General features: G+C 74.0%; 13 protein-coding genes. 6 read left to right on the forward strand and 7 right to left on the reverse strand.

Translation table 11 applies throughout. The annotated features are described in order from the left end of the window. Positions 1-30: 30 nt before the first annotated feature. The 3 genes from ACFY1S_RS08215 to ACFY1S_RS08225 form a co-directional block, all read right to left on the reverse strand. Positions 31-492: an SRPBCC family protein gene (locus ACFY1S_RS08215; protein ID WP_179783145.1), complete on the reverse strand. Its 462-nt coding sequence runs from the start codon at positions 490-492 to the stop codon at positions 31-33. A 52-nt stretch (positions 493-544) separates the two neighbouring features. Next, positions 545-961: a DUF2795 domain-containing protein gene (locus ACFY1S_RS08220; RefSeq protein WP_387114010.1), complete on the reverse strand. Its 417-nt coding sequence runs from the start codon at positions 959-961 to the stop codon at positions 545-547. 88 nt (positions 962-1,049) lie between these two features. Then, positions 1,050-2,036, reverse strand: a complete 987-nt coding sequence (locus ACFY1S_RS08225; protein ID WP_387114012.1) for a YihY/virulence factor BrkB family protein — start codon at positions 2,034-2,036, stop codon at positions 1,050-1,052. Between the two features lie 161 nt (positions 2,037-2,197). Here ACFY1S_RS08225 and ACFY1S_RS08230 point away from each other — a divergent pair, with 161 nt between their 5' ends. Next, complete coding sequence (locus ACFY1S_RS08230) at positions 2,198-2,599, forward strand: ChaB family protein (RefSeq protein ID WP_387114014.1); 402 nt, start codon at positions 2,198-2,200, stop codon at positions 2,597-2,599. A 57-nt stretch (positions 2,600-2,656) separates the two neighbouring features. Here ACFY1S_RS08230 and ACFY1S_RS08235 read toward each other — a convergent pair whose 3' ends face one another. After that, the gene (locus ACFY1S_RS08235; protein WP_387114016.1) at positions 2,657-4,090 is read right to left on the reverse strand and encodes an aldehyde dehydrogenase family protein; all 1,434 of its coding nucleotides are present in this window, start codon (positions 4,088-4,090) and stop codon (positions 2,657-2,659) included. Positions 4,091-4,162: 72 nt separating this feature from the next. On the opposite strand from ACFY1S_RS08235, the gene ACFY1S_RS08240 reads away from it, so the two are divergent. Next, complete coding sequence (locus tag ACFY1S_RS08240; RefSeq protein WP_387114018.1) at positions 4,163-5,770, forward strand: phytoene desaturase family protein; 1,608 nt, start codon at positions 4,163-4,165, stop codon at positions 5,768-5,770. A 108-nt stretch (positions 5,771-5,878) separates the two neighbouring features. On the opposite strand, the gene ACFY1S_RS08245 is transcribed toward ACFY1S_RS08240, so the two are convergent. The 3 genes from ACFY1S_RS08245 to ACFY1S_RS08255 all read right to left on the reverse strand — a co-directional run bounded on the left by ACFY1S_RS08245 (position 5,879) and on the right by ACFY1S_RS08255 (position 8,223). After that, positions 5,879-6,646, reverse strand: coding sequence for a polyprenol monophosphomannose synthase (locus tag ACFY1S_RS08245; RefSeq protein WP_139586273.1), 768 nt, complete (start codon positions 6,644-6,646; stop codon positions 5,879-5,881). A 132-nt stretch (positions 6,647-6,778) separates the two neighbouring features. Beyond that, positions 6,779-7,780 carry an SDR family oxidoreductase gene (locus ACFY1S_RS08250; RefSeq protein WP_387114020.1) on the reverse strand — a complete coding sequence of 334 codons (1,002 nt, stop codon included), beginning with the start codon at positions 7,778-7,780 and terminating at the stop codon, positions 6,779-6,781. Between the two features lie 2 nt (positions 7,781-7,782). After that, on the reverse strand, positions 7,783-8,223 hold the full coding sequence (locus tag ACFY1S_RS08255; RefSeq protein WP_387114022.1) for an SRPBCC family protein: 441 nt from the start codon (positions 8,221-8,223) through the stop codon (positions 7,783-7,785). Between the two features lie 154 nt (positions 8,224-8,377). Between ACFY1S_RS08255 and ACFY1S_RS08260 the strand changes: the two genes are divergently transcribed. From ACFY1S_RS08260 to ACFY1S_RS08275, 4 genes are read left to right on the forward strand one after another with little or no spacing between them, the layout of a single operon-like run. Then, a complete protein-coding gene (locus ACFY1S_RS08260; protein WP_387114024.1) occupies positions 8,378-10,051 on the forward strand; it encodes an HAD-IIIA family hydrolase in 1,674 nt (557 codons plus the stop codon). Next, positions 10,048-11,022 (forward strand): glycosyltransferase, encoded by a 975-nt coding sequence (locus tag ACFY1S_RS08265; RefSeq protein ID WP_387114026.1) that lies wholly within the window; start codon positions 10,048-10,050, stop codon positions 11,020-11,022. The genes ACFY1S_RS08260 and ACFY1S_RS08265 overlap by 4 nt, the downstream gene beginning before the upstream one ends. Continuing rightward, positions 11,007-12,224 carry a glycosyltransferase gene (locus ACFY1S_RS08270; protein WP_387114028.1) on the forward strand — a complete coding sequence of 406 codons (1,218 nt, stop codon included), beginning with the start codon at positions 11,007-11,009 and terminating at the stop codon, positions 12,222-12,224. The genes ACFY1S_RS08265 and ACFY1S_RS08270 overlap by 16 nt, the downstream gene beginning before the upstream one ends. After that, positions 12,221-12,880 carry an SIS domain-containing protein gene (locus tag ACFY1S_RS08275; protein ID WP_387114397.1) on the forward strand — a complete coding sequence of 220 codons (660 nt, stop codon included), beginning with the start codon at positions 12,221-12,223 and terminating at the stop codon, positions 12,878-12,880. The genes ACFY1S_RS08270 and ACFY1S_RS08275 overlap by 4 nt, the downstream gene beginning before the upstream one ends. Positions 12,881-12,896 lie beyond the last annotated feature (16 nt).

The following is a 12,896-nucleotide window of genomic DNA, read 5'->3' on the forward strand; positions in this document are numbered from 1 at the left end:
CGGCGGCCATCGCGTGGGTGGTACTGGAAATCACGGCTGCGGGCGGTCCACCGACCCGCGCCAGGCGCCGGTCTCCTGACCGCGCCGCTCGATGAAGGTCTTGAACCGCTCCAGGTCGCCCTTGGCCCGCCGGTCGACGATGCCGAGCTTGTCGCCGGCCTGCTCGACCACCCCGTGCGGCTCGAACTCGAGCTGGAGGGTGACCCTCGTCTTGTCCTCGTCCAGGCGGTGGAAGGTCACCACACCCGCCTGCTGCGTACCGCCCGTGGAACGCCAGGCCACCCGCTCGTCGGGCAGCTGCTCGGTGATCTCGGCGTCGAACTCCCGCTTCACCCCGGCGATGTCCACAGTCCAGTGGGTAAGCGTGTCGGAGAGCTGACGGACCTCCTGCACACCCTCCATGAACTGGGGGAACTCCTCGAACTGCGTCCACTGGTCGTAGGCGGTACGGACGGGTACGGCAACGTCGACGTGTTCGGTAACGCCACTCATCTGGGAACCTCCTTCGGCCGTCGGTGATGGCCCGGATCGGGGGGCGACCCGGTCACCAACGGGTGGTCTCGTTCTTGTTGCCGAGCGCGGCCCACACCTCGGAGACCGTCTGGTACCGGGTGCCCTCGGGCAGCCGCTCCAGCGCCGCGACGATGTCGTCGGGCGCGTCGTTGTCCCGGGCGTTGGCAACCAGCGTCTCCCGGTCGCCGGGCAGGGCGCTGAGCGTGATGAACCGGCCGAGCCGGCTGCGCTGCTCGACATCCTCGGAACTCATCCCCTTGGGGGCGCCGGTGCGTGTCTCGCCGGCCGGGGCGGTGGTCGCCTCCGGCTGGTCCTCGCCGGCCGGCTCCGGTACCCGGAACTCGTCGACCCGAGAGCCACCGGTCCCCGGCCCCTGTACGAGGCCGCTGACCTCCTGGCTCATCTGCTCGTCGATCCTCGGTCCGTGCTTGCTGTTGCCACGCTCCATGCCTTCTGCGCTACCCGACCCCGGGGCCGGTAAACCGGCACCCGACCACGAACCGGCCCCCGGACCGGACATCCGGGGCCTTGGCGGCTCAGTCGTCGGCGGGCTTGCGGGGCGGCAGCACCGGTTCCTCCGGGTCCGGGTCGCCGGCCTGCAACTGCCGCCCGCGCTGCACCTCGGCGTTGATCTGCACGCCCAGCATCAGCGCCGAGTTCGACAGGTAGAGCCAGACGAGGAACGCGATGGCCGCGCCCAGGCTGCCGTAGGTGGCGTCGTACGAGGCGAAGTTGGCGACGTACAAACCGAAGCCGAAGGAGACGAGCGCCCAGGAGACGAGCGCCACCGCGCCGCCCGGGGTGAGCCAGCGGAACCGGGGCTGGCGTACGTTCGGTGCGATCCAGAACAGCAGCGACAGCAGCACCATCATGATCATGGCGAGGACCGGCCACTTCGCCACGCTCCACATCGTGCGGGCCAGGCCACCGGCGTTGACCAGGTCGCCGACCGCGTCGGTGACCGGGCCGCTGACGATCAGCCCCAGGGCGACCACCGCGAGGAGCACAAGCGTGATCGCGGCCAGGCCGATCTGCAACGGCCGCAGCTTCCACACCGCCCGGCCCTCGGTCACCCCGTAGATGGCGTTGGAGGCCCGGGTGAACGCCCCGATGAAGCCCGACGCCGACCACAGCGCGCCGAGCAGACCGAAACTCAACAGCAGCTTGGGGTTGCTCTGTTCGAGCACCACCGACCGGATCACCCCGACCACGCCACCCTCGTCGTCGGTCAGCACCGACCCGGCGCCCACCTGGTTGGCGAGGTCGACAACCGTGTCCACGGTCTGCTCACCGGAGGACACCAGGCCGACCAGGGCCACCACCACGATGGCGGACGGGAAGAGCGCCAGGACGCCGTAGTACGTCAACGCGGCGGCCCAGTCCGAGCAGTTGTCGGTGACGAAGTTCCGCACGCTGCGGACCAGCACGCCACGCCAGGTCCGCCAGTTCAGCTGACGCACCCGCCGGGGCAGCCGTGCGCCGGAGGTGCCGTCGAGCGCCGTACCCGGCTCAGTGGTCGTCATGCCCGCTCCCATGTGCGCCCCCGGCCGCCGGACGACCGGTCGTCCGGTCGGGCCTGGCCCGGCCGGTACCCGCGCCGGGAAATCGACAAACCCGCCAGGGGGTTTGCCCGCGGGCGCCCCGGGAACGACAGGGGAATCTGACCGACACGGAGGAGGACGAGATGCCCGGGCGCGAGGACATGCCCAGCACGCTGCGACGCTCCCCGGACAAGGCGCAGCGCACCTGGGAGAAGACGCACGACTCGGCGGTGGAGACCTACGGCGAGGGGGAGCGGTCGCACCGCACCGCCTTCGCGGCGGTGAAGCACGAGTTCGAGAAGGTGGGCGACCACTGGGAGCCCAAGGGCCGCAAGGGCCCGAGCGACGCCCAGGCGGCCGGTGGTGGCCCGGAACGCCGCGAGCCCACGGCCGGCGGAGTGGACGCCAACGCCACCAAGGACCACCTGATGTCGGTGGCCCGCAAGCTGGACGTACCCGGCCGGTCGAGCATGACCAAGCCGGAGCTGGTCAAGGCCATCGAGAAGGCGAACGACCGCGCCACCCGCAAGGCCCGCGGCGACTGACCACCCACGACGGTACGCACGGGCGGGCGCGGCGCTGTCGCGTCCGCCCGTGCCTCGTCACCAGTGCCCGCCGGCCGGCGCCTCGATGTGTACCGCCTTCGTCGCGGTGAACTCGTCGAGCAGCTCCGGGCCGTAGCCGAAGCCCTGCCCGCTGGCGCGGCGCGGATGCGCGGCGCCGCCCGGTGCCCCGCCGAACACCGAGTTGACCTTCACCGTCCCCACCGGCAACTCCCGCCACGCCCGCTGCGCGTGGGTCATCGAGGCGGTGAGCACAGTGGCGGTCAGCCCGTACGGGGAGTCCGCCGCACAGCGCAGCGCCTCCTCGTACGAGTCGACGACCACCACAGGGGCGACCGGCCCGAACGTCTCCTCCCGCACCACCGGCATGTCGTGCCGGCAGTCGGTGACCACAGTGGCCGGGTAGAACGCCCCCGGCCCGTCCGGCACCTCACCACCGACGCGGACCCGCGCACCCGCCGCCACGGCCGCCGCGACCTGCCCGTGCACGTGATCCCGGTGCCGCCTGTCGACAAGCGGACCGAGTTCGGTGTCCGGGTCCCGCCCCGGCCCGGTCCGCAGCGCGCCCGCCCGTCGTACCAGCGCCGCCACGAAATCCTCGGCCACGTCCCGGTGCACGTAGATCCGCTCCACGGCGACGCAGATCTGCCCGGCGTTGGCGAACGCGCCGAGCGCCGCCTGCTCCGCCGCCCACTGCGGGTCCACGCCCGCGTCGACGACGAGCGGGTCGCTGCCACCGTTCTCCAGCAGCACCTTCGCGCCGGTGCGGGCCGCCGCCGCGGCGATGGCCCGCCCGGTCGCCGTGGAACCCACATGCGCCACCACGTCGACCTCCTGGGCGGCCAGCGCCGCACCGACCTGCGGCCCGCCGGTGAGCAGCGACAGCACCCCGGCCGGCAGCGCCTCGTCCAGCGCCCGCGCCAGCAGCCAACCCGTCGCCGGCGTCCGCTCGCTGGGCTTGTAGAGCACCACGTTGCCGGTGACCAGGGCCGCGCCGAGCAGCCCGCAGGAGACCGCCACCGGGTCGTTCCACGGGGTGATCGCGGCCACCACGCCGCGCGGCTGCGGGGTCATGAAGTCAAGCGCGTCCTGCGCGCCGTTGAGCGTCCGCCCGCCGCGCAGCGGGGCCAGCTCCGCGTACTGTCGCAGGGTGCCGATGCCCGCCTCGACGCCGCCGCGGGCGTCCGCCAGGGGTTTGCCCATCTCCGCCGTGACCGCCGCCGCCAGCTCGTCGGTGGCCGCCGCCACCGCGTCCGCGGCCCGGTGCAGCGCCGCCGCCCGCGCGGCCGGCGCGGTCGCCGCCCACTGGTCCGCCGCGCCGCGCGCCGCCTGTGCCGCCTTGCCGACCTCGTCGTCGGTGGCCACCGGCGCCGTGCTGACCGGCGAACCGTCCGCCGGGTCGTGCACGACCAGCTCACCGCCGTCGCCGCCCGCACCCCACACCCCGCCCACCAGCTGCGCAACCGTGTACATGCGGCGCTGGATGCCCGGGCCCGGGCGAGGCAAACGCGTTTCGCCCGGTTGCGCGCCGGGTAGCCGGATCGGATGACTACCACCGGCGCGCAGAGCGCGGACGCCGTCGTCGTCGGGGCGGGTCACAACGGTCTGGTCGCGGCCAACCTGCTTGCCGACGCCGGATGGGACGTGGTCGTGTTGGAGGCCACCGCCGTGCCCGGCGGGGCCGTCCGCTCCGGCGAGGTGACCGCGCCCGGCTACCTCAGCGACCTCTACAGCTCCTTCTACCCCCTGGGGTACGCCTCGCCGGTGCTGCGCGGGCTCGATCTGGGCCGGCACGGCCTGTCCTGGCGGCACGCCCCGGACGTGCTGGCGCACCTGCTGCCCGACGGGCGGGCCGCGGTGATCAACCGGGATCCGGACGTCACAGCCGCCTCGCTCGAGCAGTTCGCCCCCGGTGACGGCAAGCGCTGGCTCAACGCGTACACCGACTGGCTCGACGTGGCCGAGCCGATGCTGGACACCATCACCACGCCGTTCCCGCCGGTACGCGGCGGGCTGGGTCTGCTGCGCCGGCTGCGGATCGCCGGCGCGCTACGGCTGGCCCGGCGGCTCGTGGTGCCGGTGCGCAAGCTCGGCGACGAACTCTTCGACGGCCCCGGCGGGCCGGCGCTGCTGGCCGGCTGCGCCCTGCACACCGACCTGTCCCCGGAGGAGGCCGGCTCCGGGGTGTACGGGTGGCTGCTGGCCATGCTCGGTCAGCAGGTCGGCTGGCCGGTCCCGGACGGCGGCGCGCAGCAGATCACCAACGCGCTCGTCGACCGCCTCCAGGAGCGCGGCGGGACGATCATCTACGGCGCCGCCGTCGACCGGGTGCTCACCGCCCGCGGCCGGGCGATGGGCGTCCGCACCGTCGGCGGGGCGCTGTGGCGGGCCCGCCGGGCCGTGCTCGCCGACGTGCCGGCCCCCGCGCTCTACCTCGACCTGGTCGGCGCTGCGGCGCTGCCGTCCCGGCTGGTCGAGGACCTGGCGCACTTCCGCTGGGACGGGTCGACGCTCAAGGTGGACTGGGCGCTCTCCGCGCCGGTGCCGTGGACGAACCGGCAGGTGGCCGGCTCGGGCACCGTGCACCTCGGCGCGGACCTGAACGGGCTCACCCACTACGCCGGCGAGCTGGCCCGGGGCGAGCTGCCCCGCGACCCGTTCCTGCTGGTGGGGCAGATGTCGGTGGCCGACCCGAGCCACTCCCCGCCGGGCACCGAGTCGTTGTGGGCGTACACCCACCTGCCGTTCCGGCGGGACTGGCGGGCCGACGACGTCGTCGGGCACGTGCAGCGGATGGAGGACGTGCTGGAGGCGGCGGCTCCGGGCTTCCGGCAACTGATCGTGGGCCGGCACGTGGCCGGGCCGGCCGACCTGGAGAAGGAGAACCCGAGCCTGGTCGGCGGGGCGCTCGGCGGTGGCACGGCTGCCGCTTACCAGCAGCTGTTCCTGCGTCCGATCCCCGGCCTGGGCCGGGCGGACACCCCGGTGGACCGGCTCTTCCTGGCCAGTTCGTCGGCGCACCCCGGCGGCGGGGTGCACGGCGCGCCAGGCGCGAACGCGGCCCGCGCTGCGCTGGCCCGCGACCGCGCGCTCACCGGCCGCGCCTACGCCGCCGCCATCGCCCAGGCACACAGAGCCGTCTACCCCACCTGAGCCCACCGGCCCCCAGACCCGGTTGATCAAGAGGTTTGCGTCGGTGTCCGGCCCGGATCTGACGCAAACCTCTTGATCAACCCGGATGGGTGCGGGTCGGGGGAGGGGTCAGCGGGTGATGTTGCGGTGCTTGTTGCGGAGGCGGAAGGGCATCAACGCACTCTCGATCTTGGTGGCGGTGGTCATCTTCGACTCGCCGTCGCGCCGCTCCTCGAAGCGGATCGGCACCTCCAGGATCGTGTGCCCCAGCTTGGTGGCCAGGTAGTGCATCTCCACCTGGAAGCTGTAGCCGTTGGACTGCACCCGGTCCAGGCCGATGTCCCGCAGGGCGTCCGCCCGCCAGATCTTGAAGCCGGCCGTCAGGTCCCGGATCCGCACCCGCAGCAGGGTGTGCACGTACAGGTTCGCCCAGCCGCTGAGCGCCCGGCGGTAGAGCGGCCAGTTCTCGTCCAGCTCGCCACCGGGCACGTACCGGGAACCGATCACCACGCCGGCCTGGGTGGAGAGCAGGGCACCGAGCATCCCCGGCAGCGCCTCCGGCGGATGCGACAGGTCGGCGTCCATCTGGGCCACGTACTCGGCGCCACCGTCGAGGGCACGCCCGATCCCGTCCACGTAGGCCCGGCCCAGGCCCTCCTTGCCGGCCCGGTGCACCACCTCGATCCGATCCGGGTGCTCGATGGCCAACTTGTCGGCCACCTCGCCGGTGCCGTCGGGGGAGTTGTCGTCGGCGACGAGGATCCGCAGCCCCGGCAGCGGCAGCGCGAGCAGCCGCTCGACCAGCGCCGGGAGGTTGCCCGCCTCGTTGTAGGTGGGCACCACGACGGTCAGGCGTGCGTCCCGCCACGGCGACGGCAGCTGCACGGGCTCGATCATGTCGGACATCCTCGGTTTGCGGACAGGGCTACCTGAGAGGGTATCCAGTTGTCGCGTCCGAGTGGAAAACGCTCCCCTTCCGGGCGTTGCGGGCGAGGTCACCCCAATGGCGGCGAGGGCCCACAGCGCGGGTCACCGCAGTCGCCGGGCCACCGCGGTGAGGGCCAGCGCCACACCGGCGAGCGCGACTCCGGACAGCGCCGGCTTGTGGGTGCCCACCCACAGCGCCGCCGAGCGGTCATGCGCCCGGTCGGCGAACACGCCCGCCGCACCCCGGTCCCGGTCCTCGTCGCCCGGGTGGTCCAGGTTGTCCCGCCAGGTGCCGGGGTCGATCCTCTCGCCGGTCTGCTGGCTGTCGTACCCGTCGCGGGCCAACTTCCGGTCGAGCAGCCCGGGGATCAGGATGTCGCCCAGCCGGGCACGCCAGGTCGGACCGCCGACGTTTAGTTCCCGGGGACCGTGGTCGGCGGCCCACACGATCGCGCGGGCGGCCACCTCCGGCGCGAAGATCGGCGGCACCGGCTGCGGATGCCGGGGCAACCGGGTACGCACCCAGGAGAACTGCGGCGTGTTCAGCGCGGGCAGCTGCACCATCGACAGCTTCACCCCCGGGCAGTCGTGCAGCAGCTCCGCCCGTAGGGAGTCGTTGAATCCCTGCACGGCGTGCTTGCTCGCGCAGTACGCCGACTGCAACGGGATCCCCCGGTACGCCAGCGCGGAGCCCACCTGCACGATCGCGCCCCGACCGTGCGCGCGCATGTGCCGCAGCGCCGCGAGGGTGCCGTGCACCGTACCCAGGTAGGTGACCTCGGTGACCCGCCGGAACTCGCGGGCCGGGATCTCCCACGCCGGCGCGAACACCGACACCATGGCGTTGTTGACCCACACGTCGATGCCGCCCCAGCGGTGCACGACGTCGTCGGCGGCCTGCTGCACCGCGCCCGCGTCCGCCACGTCGACCCGGTGGACGCGGACGTCGGCGGCGCCGCGCAGCCGGCAGTCCCGCTCGGCGGCGGCCAGGCCGGCCTCGCCCCGGGCCAGCAACGCCAACCGGGCGCCCCGGGCCGCGTACGCCTGCGCCACCGCCCGGCCCACGCCGGCGCTCGCGCCGGTCACCACAACGGTCTGCGTCACTGTCACCCCTTCTGACGGGTGGCGATGTCCGAGAGCCGGTTCAGGGTCTCCCGGTTACGCATGTGCAGCACCAGGTCGTTGAGCTTGTTACGGACCCAGCGCAGCGGGCCGGCGGCGAAGTCCTCGCCGATCCGTACCCGGGTCGCGCCGTCGCCCACCGGTTCCAGGGTGAACGACACGATCGCCTCGCCGGCCGGCCACAGACCGGCCCGCAGCACGAGCCGGCGCGGTGGTTCGCAGACCAGCACCGTGGACGCGTCCTGCAACGAGAACGGCCACGGGCCGGCCCGGTGGTGCAGCTGACTGCCCACCCGGGGCCACGCGCCGTCGACGTCCCGCACGTGTGCCGTGCCGACCACCCAGTCGCTGTACGTCCACCCGTCGGCCAGCACGTCGAACACCTGCTGCGGGGGAGCTTCGATCACTTTCTCCACAATCGCCACTGAACTCCCATACCCGCGCGGCGGTGGTGCTAACGACCTGCGGGTTAGCTTCTCCGGGGCGGCGGGTAAGGCCGACGCGGGGCACCGGTGGCGGCGCTGGCCCACCGCGTCCACGACGACGTTTACTCCTCGGGGCGCAGGGAACCCGCCGCCTGTGCGACAGGACCAGGAGGATCCGGATCAGCGCAGGTCAGCCCGGGTGTACGCCCGCGCTGGCCAGGCCTGGTCCGGGCCCGTCGGGAGCCCCCGGGGGGTCCTGTACGACGCCGTGCTGCTCGACCGGGACGGCACCCTGATCGAGGACGTGCCGTACAACGGTGATCCGGAGAAGGTGCGGCCGATGCCGGGCGCAAGGGCGGCGCTGGACCGGTTGCGGGCCGCCGGCCTGCGACTGGCGGTGGTGACCAACCAGTCGGGTCTGGCGCGTGGCTACTTCACCGAGGAGCAGATGCGGGCGGTGCACTCCCGCGTCGAGGAGCTGCTGGGCCGCTTCGACGCGTGGTTGGTCTGCCCGCACGACGACGCCGACGGGTGCGACTGCCGCAAACCGGCGCCCGGCCTGGTGCACGCCGCCGCCCGACAGCTGGGCACGAGCGCGTCGCGGTGCGTCATGGTCGGCGACATCGGCCGGGACGTCGCCGCCGCGCTTGCCGCCGGCGCGGCGGGAGTTCTGGTGCCCACACCGGTGACCCGGCCGGAGGAGGTCGCCGCCGCCGGATGGGTGGCCGCGGACCTGCCCTCGGCGGTGCGGGAGATCCTGCGCCGCCAGGAGGCGGTACGCCCCGAGCCGGCCGGTGAGCGGATCGGGACGGCGTTGGTGGTGCGGTCGGACTCGGCCGGGGACGTGCTGGTCACCGGGCCGGCGATCCGCGCGGTGGCGGCGGGCGCGCGGCGTGTGGTGCTGCTGTGCGGGCCGCGTGGACGAGCCGCCGCCGAGCTGCTGCCCGGCGTCGACGAGATCATCGAACACCCGCTGCCGTGGATCGACCCCACTCCGGCGCCCGTCGACCCGGCGGCCGTGCGCGACCTGACCGCGCGCCTCGCCGCCGTCGACGCGGACCAGGCGGTGGTGTTCACCTCCTTCCACCAGTCGGCCCTGCCCCTGGCGCTGCTGCTGCGGATGGCCGGGATCGGCCGGATCGCGGCGATCAGCGACGACTACCCGGGCTCCCTGCTGGACGTACGCCACCGGGTGCCGGTGGGCGTCCCCGAGCCCGAACGCGCGCTCTCCCTCGCCGCCGCCGCCGGCCACCGGCTGCCCGACGGCGACGAGCCGGTGCTCCGGCTCCGGCCGGATGCCCTGCCCCCGCGCCCGGCCGGTCTCGGTGACCCCGGGTACGTGGTGCTGCACCCCGGCTCGGCCGCGTCGAGCCGGGCCTGCCCGCCCGAGCTGGCGACCCGGATCGCCGGCGCGCTGAGCGCCGCCGGGCACCGGGTGCTGGTCACCGGCGGTCCCGAAGAGCGGGCGGTCACCGCCCGCGTCGCGGCGGCCGGCGGCATCGACCTGGGCGGCCGGACCGACCTGGCCGGCCTGGCCGCGATCGTGGCGGACGCCGCAGCGGTGGTGGTCGGCAACACCGGCCCCGCGCACCTCGCCGCAGCCGCCAGAGTGCCGGTGGTGAGCCTGTTCGCGCCGACCGTCCCGTTCGGACAGTGGGGGCCGTACCGGGTGCCGACCGTCCGACTCGGGGACGCCGCCGCGCCCTGCCGGGACACCCGGGCCGCCAGCTGCCCCGTCCCCGGGCACCCGTGCCTGAGCGACGTCGAGCCGGCCGAGGTGGTCGAGGCGCTGCGGGTGCTCGCCGTTGCCGGTGGTGGCGGCCGATGAACGTCCTGCTCTGGCACGTGCACGGCTCCTGGACCACGTCGTTCGTGCACGGCCGTCACCGCTACCTGATCCCCACCACACCCGACCGGGGTCCGTACGGCCTCGGCCGGGCCCGCACCTACCCGTGGCCGGACACCGCCGTCGAGGTCAGCCCGGACGAGCTGCCCGACGCGGACGTCGACCTGGTCATCCTGCAACGGCCCGAGGAGATCGACCTGGCCGAACAGTGGCTGCGCCGACGTCCCGGCCGGGACGTCCCCGCCATCTACGTCGAGCACAACACCCCCAAGGGCGACGTGCCGAACACGCGCCACCCGATGGCCGACCGGGACGACCTGCTGATCGCCCACGTCACAGGCTTCAACCAGATCTTCTGGGACACCGGTGCCACCCGCACCACTGTCGTCGACCACGGCATCGTCGCCCCCGCCGTGTCCTACACGGGCGAGCTGGACCGGCTCGCCGTGGTGATCAACGAACCGGTGCGCCGGGGGCGGGTCACCGGCACCGACCTGCTGCCCCGCTTCGCCGAGATCGCCCCCCTGGACGTGTTCGGCATGGGCGTCGCCGGCCTCGCCGACCACCTGGGCCTGCCCGCCGACCGGCTCACCAGCCACGACGACGTGCCCCAGGACCGGATGCACGCCGAGCTGGCACGGCGACGCGCGTACCTGCACCTGTGCCGCTGGACCTCGCTCGGGCTCAGCCTCATCGAGGCCATGGCGATCGGCATGCCTGTCGTCGCGCTCGCCACCACCGAGGCGGTGACTGCCGTACCCCCGGAGGCGGGGGCCCTCGCCACCCGGACGGACACCCTGCTCGACGCCGCCCGCCGGTTCATCGCCGAACCGGAGGCCGCGCGTCAGGCCGGCGCGGTGGCACGGACCGCCGCACGGGACAGATACGGCCTCGACCGTTTCCTCGCTGACTGGGACCGGCTGCTGGAGGAGGAGATATGCGGATCGCGATGATCTCGGAGCACGCCAGCCCGCTCGCCATCCTCGGAGGCGAGGACGCCGGCGGCCAGAACACGCACGTCGCGGAGCTGTCCGCGGCGCTCGCCGCCGCCGGCCACGAGGTACGGGTCTACACCCGCCGCGACGCGCTCGACCTGCCGGTGACGGTCCGCAGCCCGGACGGGTACGACGTGGTGCACGTACCCGCCGGGCCGGCCGAGCCGGTGGCCAAGGACGCGTTGCTTCCGCACATGCGGGAGTTCAGCCGCTGGCTGGTCGAGCGGTGGCGGGGCGGCGACTGGACACCCGAGGTGATCCACGCGCACTTCTGGATGAGCGGTCTCGCCGCGTTGAACGCCGGGCGGCAGACCGGGGTGCCGGTGGTGCAGACGTACCACGCGTTGGGCACCGTGAAGCGCCGCTACCAGGGCGTGCAGGACACCAGCCCGGCACGCCGGATCGCGTACGAGCGGGAGTTGGGCCGCTCGGTGGACCGGGTGGTCGCGCAGTGCCGCGACGAGGTCGGCGAGCTGGTCCGGATGGGAGTGCCCCGGTCCCGGATGACTGTGGTGCCCTCCGGCGTCAACCTCTCCACGTTCGCCCCCCTCGGGCCGGCCGCCGACCGGGAGCCCGGGCGGGCCCGGATCCTGACCGTGGGCCGGCTGGTCGAGCGCAAGGGCTTCCAGACTGTCGTGCGCGCGATGGCGCTGGTCCCCGACGCCGAGTGCGTGGTGGTCGGCGGCCCGCCCGAGGGGCTGCTGGAGACCGACCCGTACGCCCGGCGGCTACGGGCGCTCGCCGAGACGTGCGGGGTGGCCGACCGGGTGCACCTGGTCGGCGCCGTGGCCCGGGAGGAGATGGGCCGCTGGTACCGCTCGGCGGACCTGCTCGTCGCCGCACCCTGGTACGAGCCGTTCGGCCTGACCCCGCTGGAGGCGATGGCCTGCGGGGTGCCGGTCGTGGGCACCGCCGTGGGTGGCATCCGGGACACGGTGGTCGACGGGACGACCGGGGATCTCGTACCGGCGCGGGACCCGAGGGCGCTGGCCACCGCGATCCAGGGACTGCTCGACGACCGGATCCGGCGCTTCGCGTACGCCACGGCGGCGCGTGAGCGGGCCCGGTCCCGGTACTCGTGGGCGGCGACCGCGGAGCGGCTGGCGGAGGTCTACGGCGAGGTGGCCGCGGTGCGCCGGCCGACCCGGGTGGTGGCCTGATGCCGGCGGGCAACCTTCTGGAGACCCACCTGACGAACCTGGCGGCGGCGCTGGTGCCGTACCGGCTCTGCGAGCCGCAGGTGGCGCGCTGGGGTGCCGAGCTGGCCCACCGGCTGACGGCCGGCGGCCGGTTGCTGGTCGCCGGCAACGGCGGGAGCGCCGCCGAGGCCCAGCACCTGACCGCCGAGCTGGTGGGCAAGCTGCACCACGACCGGCAGCCGTTGTCGGCGATCGCCCTGCACGCCGAGACGAGTGCGGTCACCGCCATCGCCAACGACTACGGCTACACCGACGTGTACGCCCGGCAGGTCCGCGCGCACGGGCGGCCCGGCGACGTCCTGCTGTTGCTGAGCACCAGCGGCGCCAGCGAGAACCTGCTCACCGCCGCGAGGGCCGGCCGCGACGCCGGCCTCACCACGTGGGCGCTCACCGGTCCGACTCCCAACGCCCTCGCCGAGGCGTGCGACGAGGTGCTCGCCGTGTCGTCGACCGACACCCAGGTCGTCCAGGAGTTGCACCTCGTCACGAGTCATCTGATCTGCGAGTACCTCGAAAAGGAACTGCCCCCGTCGGCCGTCGCCGCGTCGTCGTCTCCGGTTCGGACCGGGGTCGAGGTGGTGCTCGACGGCGGGGCCGGGCAGCAGGTCGACGCGTGAGGATGAGGAGGAAAGC

Source organism: Micromonospora sp. NPDC000663 (genome assembly GCF_042898105.1).
In the GTDB taxonomy this organism is placed as follows: Bacteria; Actinomycetota; Actinomycetes; order Mycobacteriales; family Micromonosporaceae; genus Micromonospora.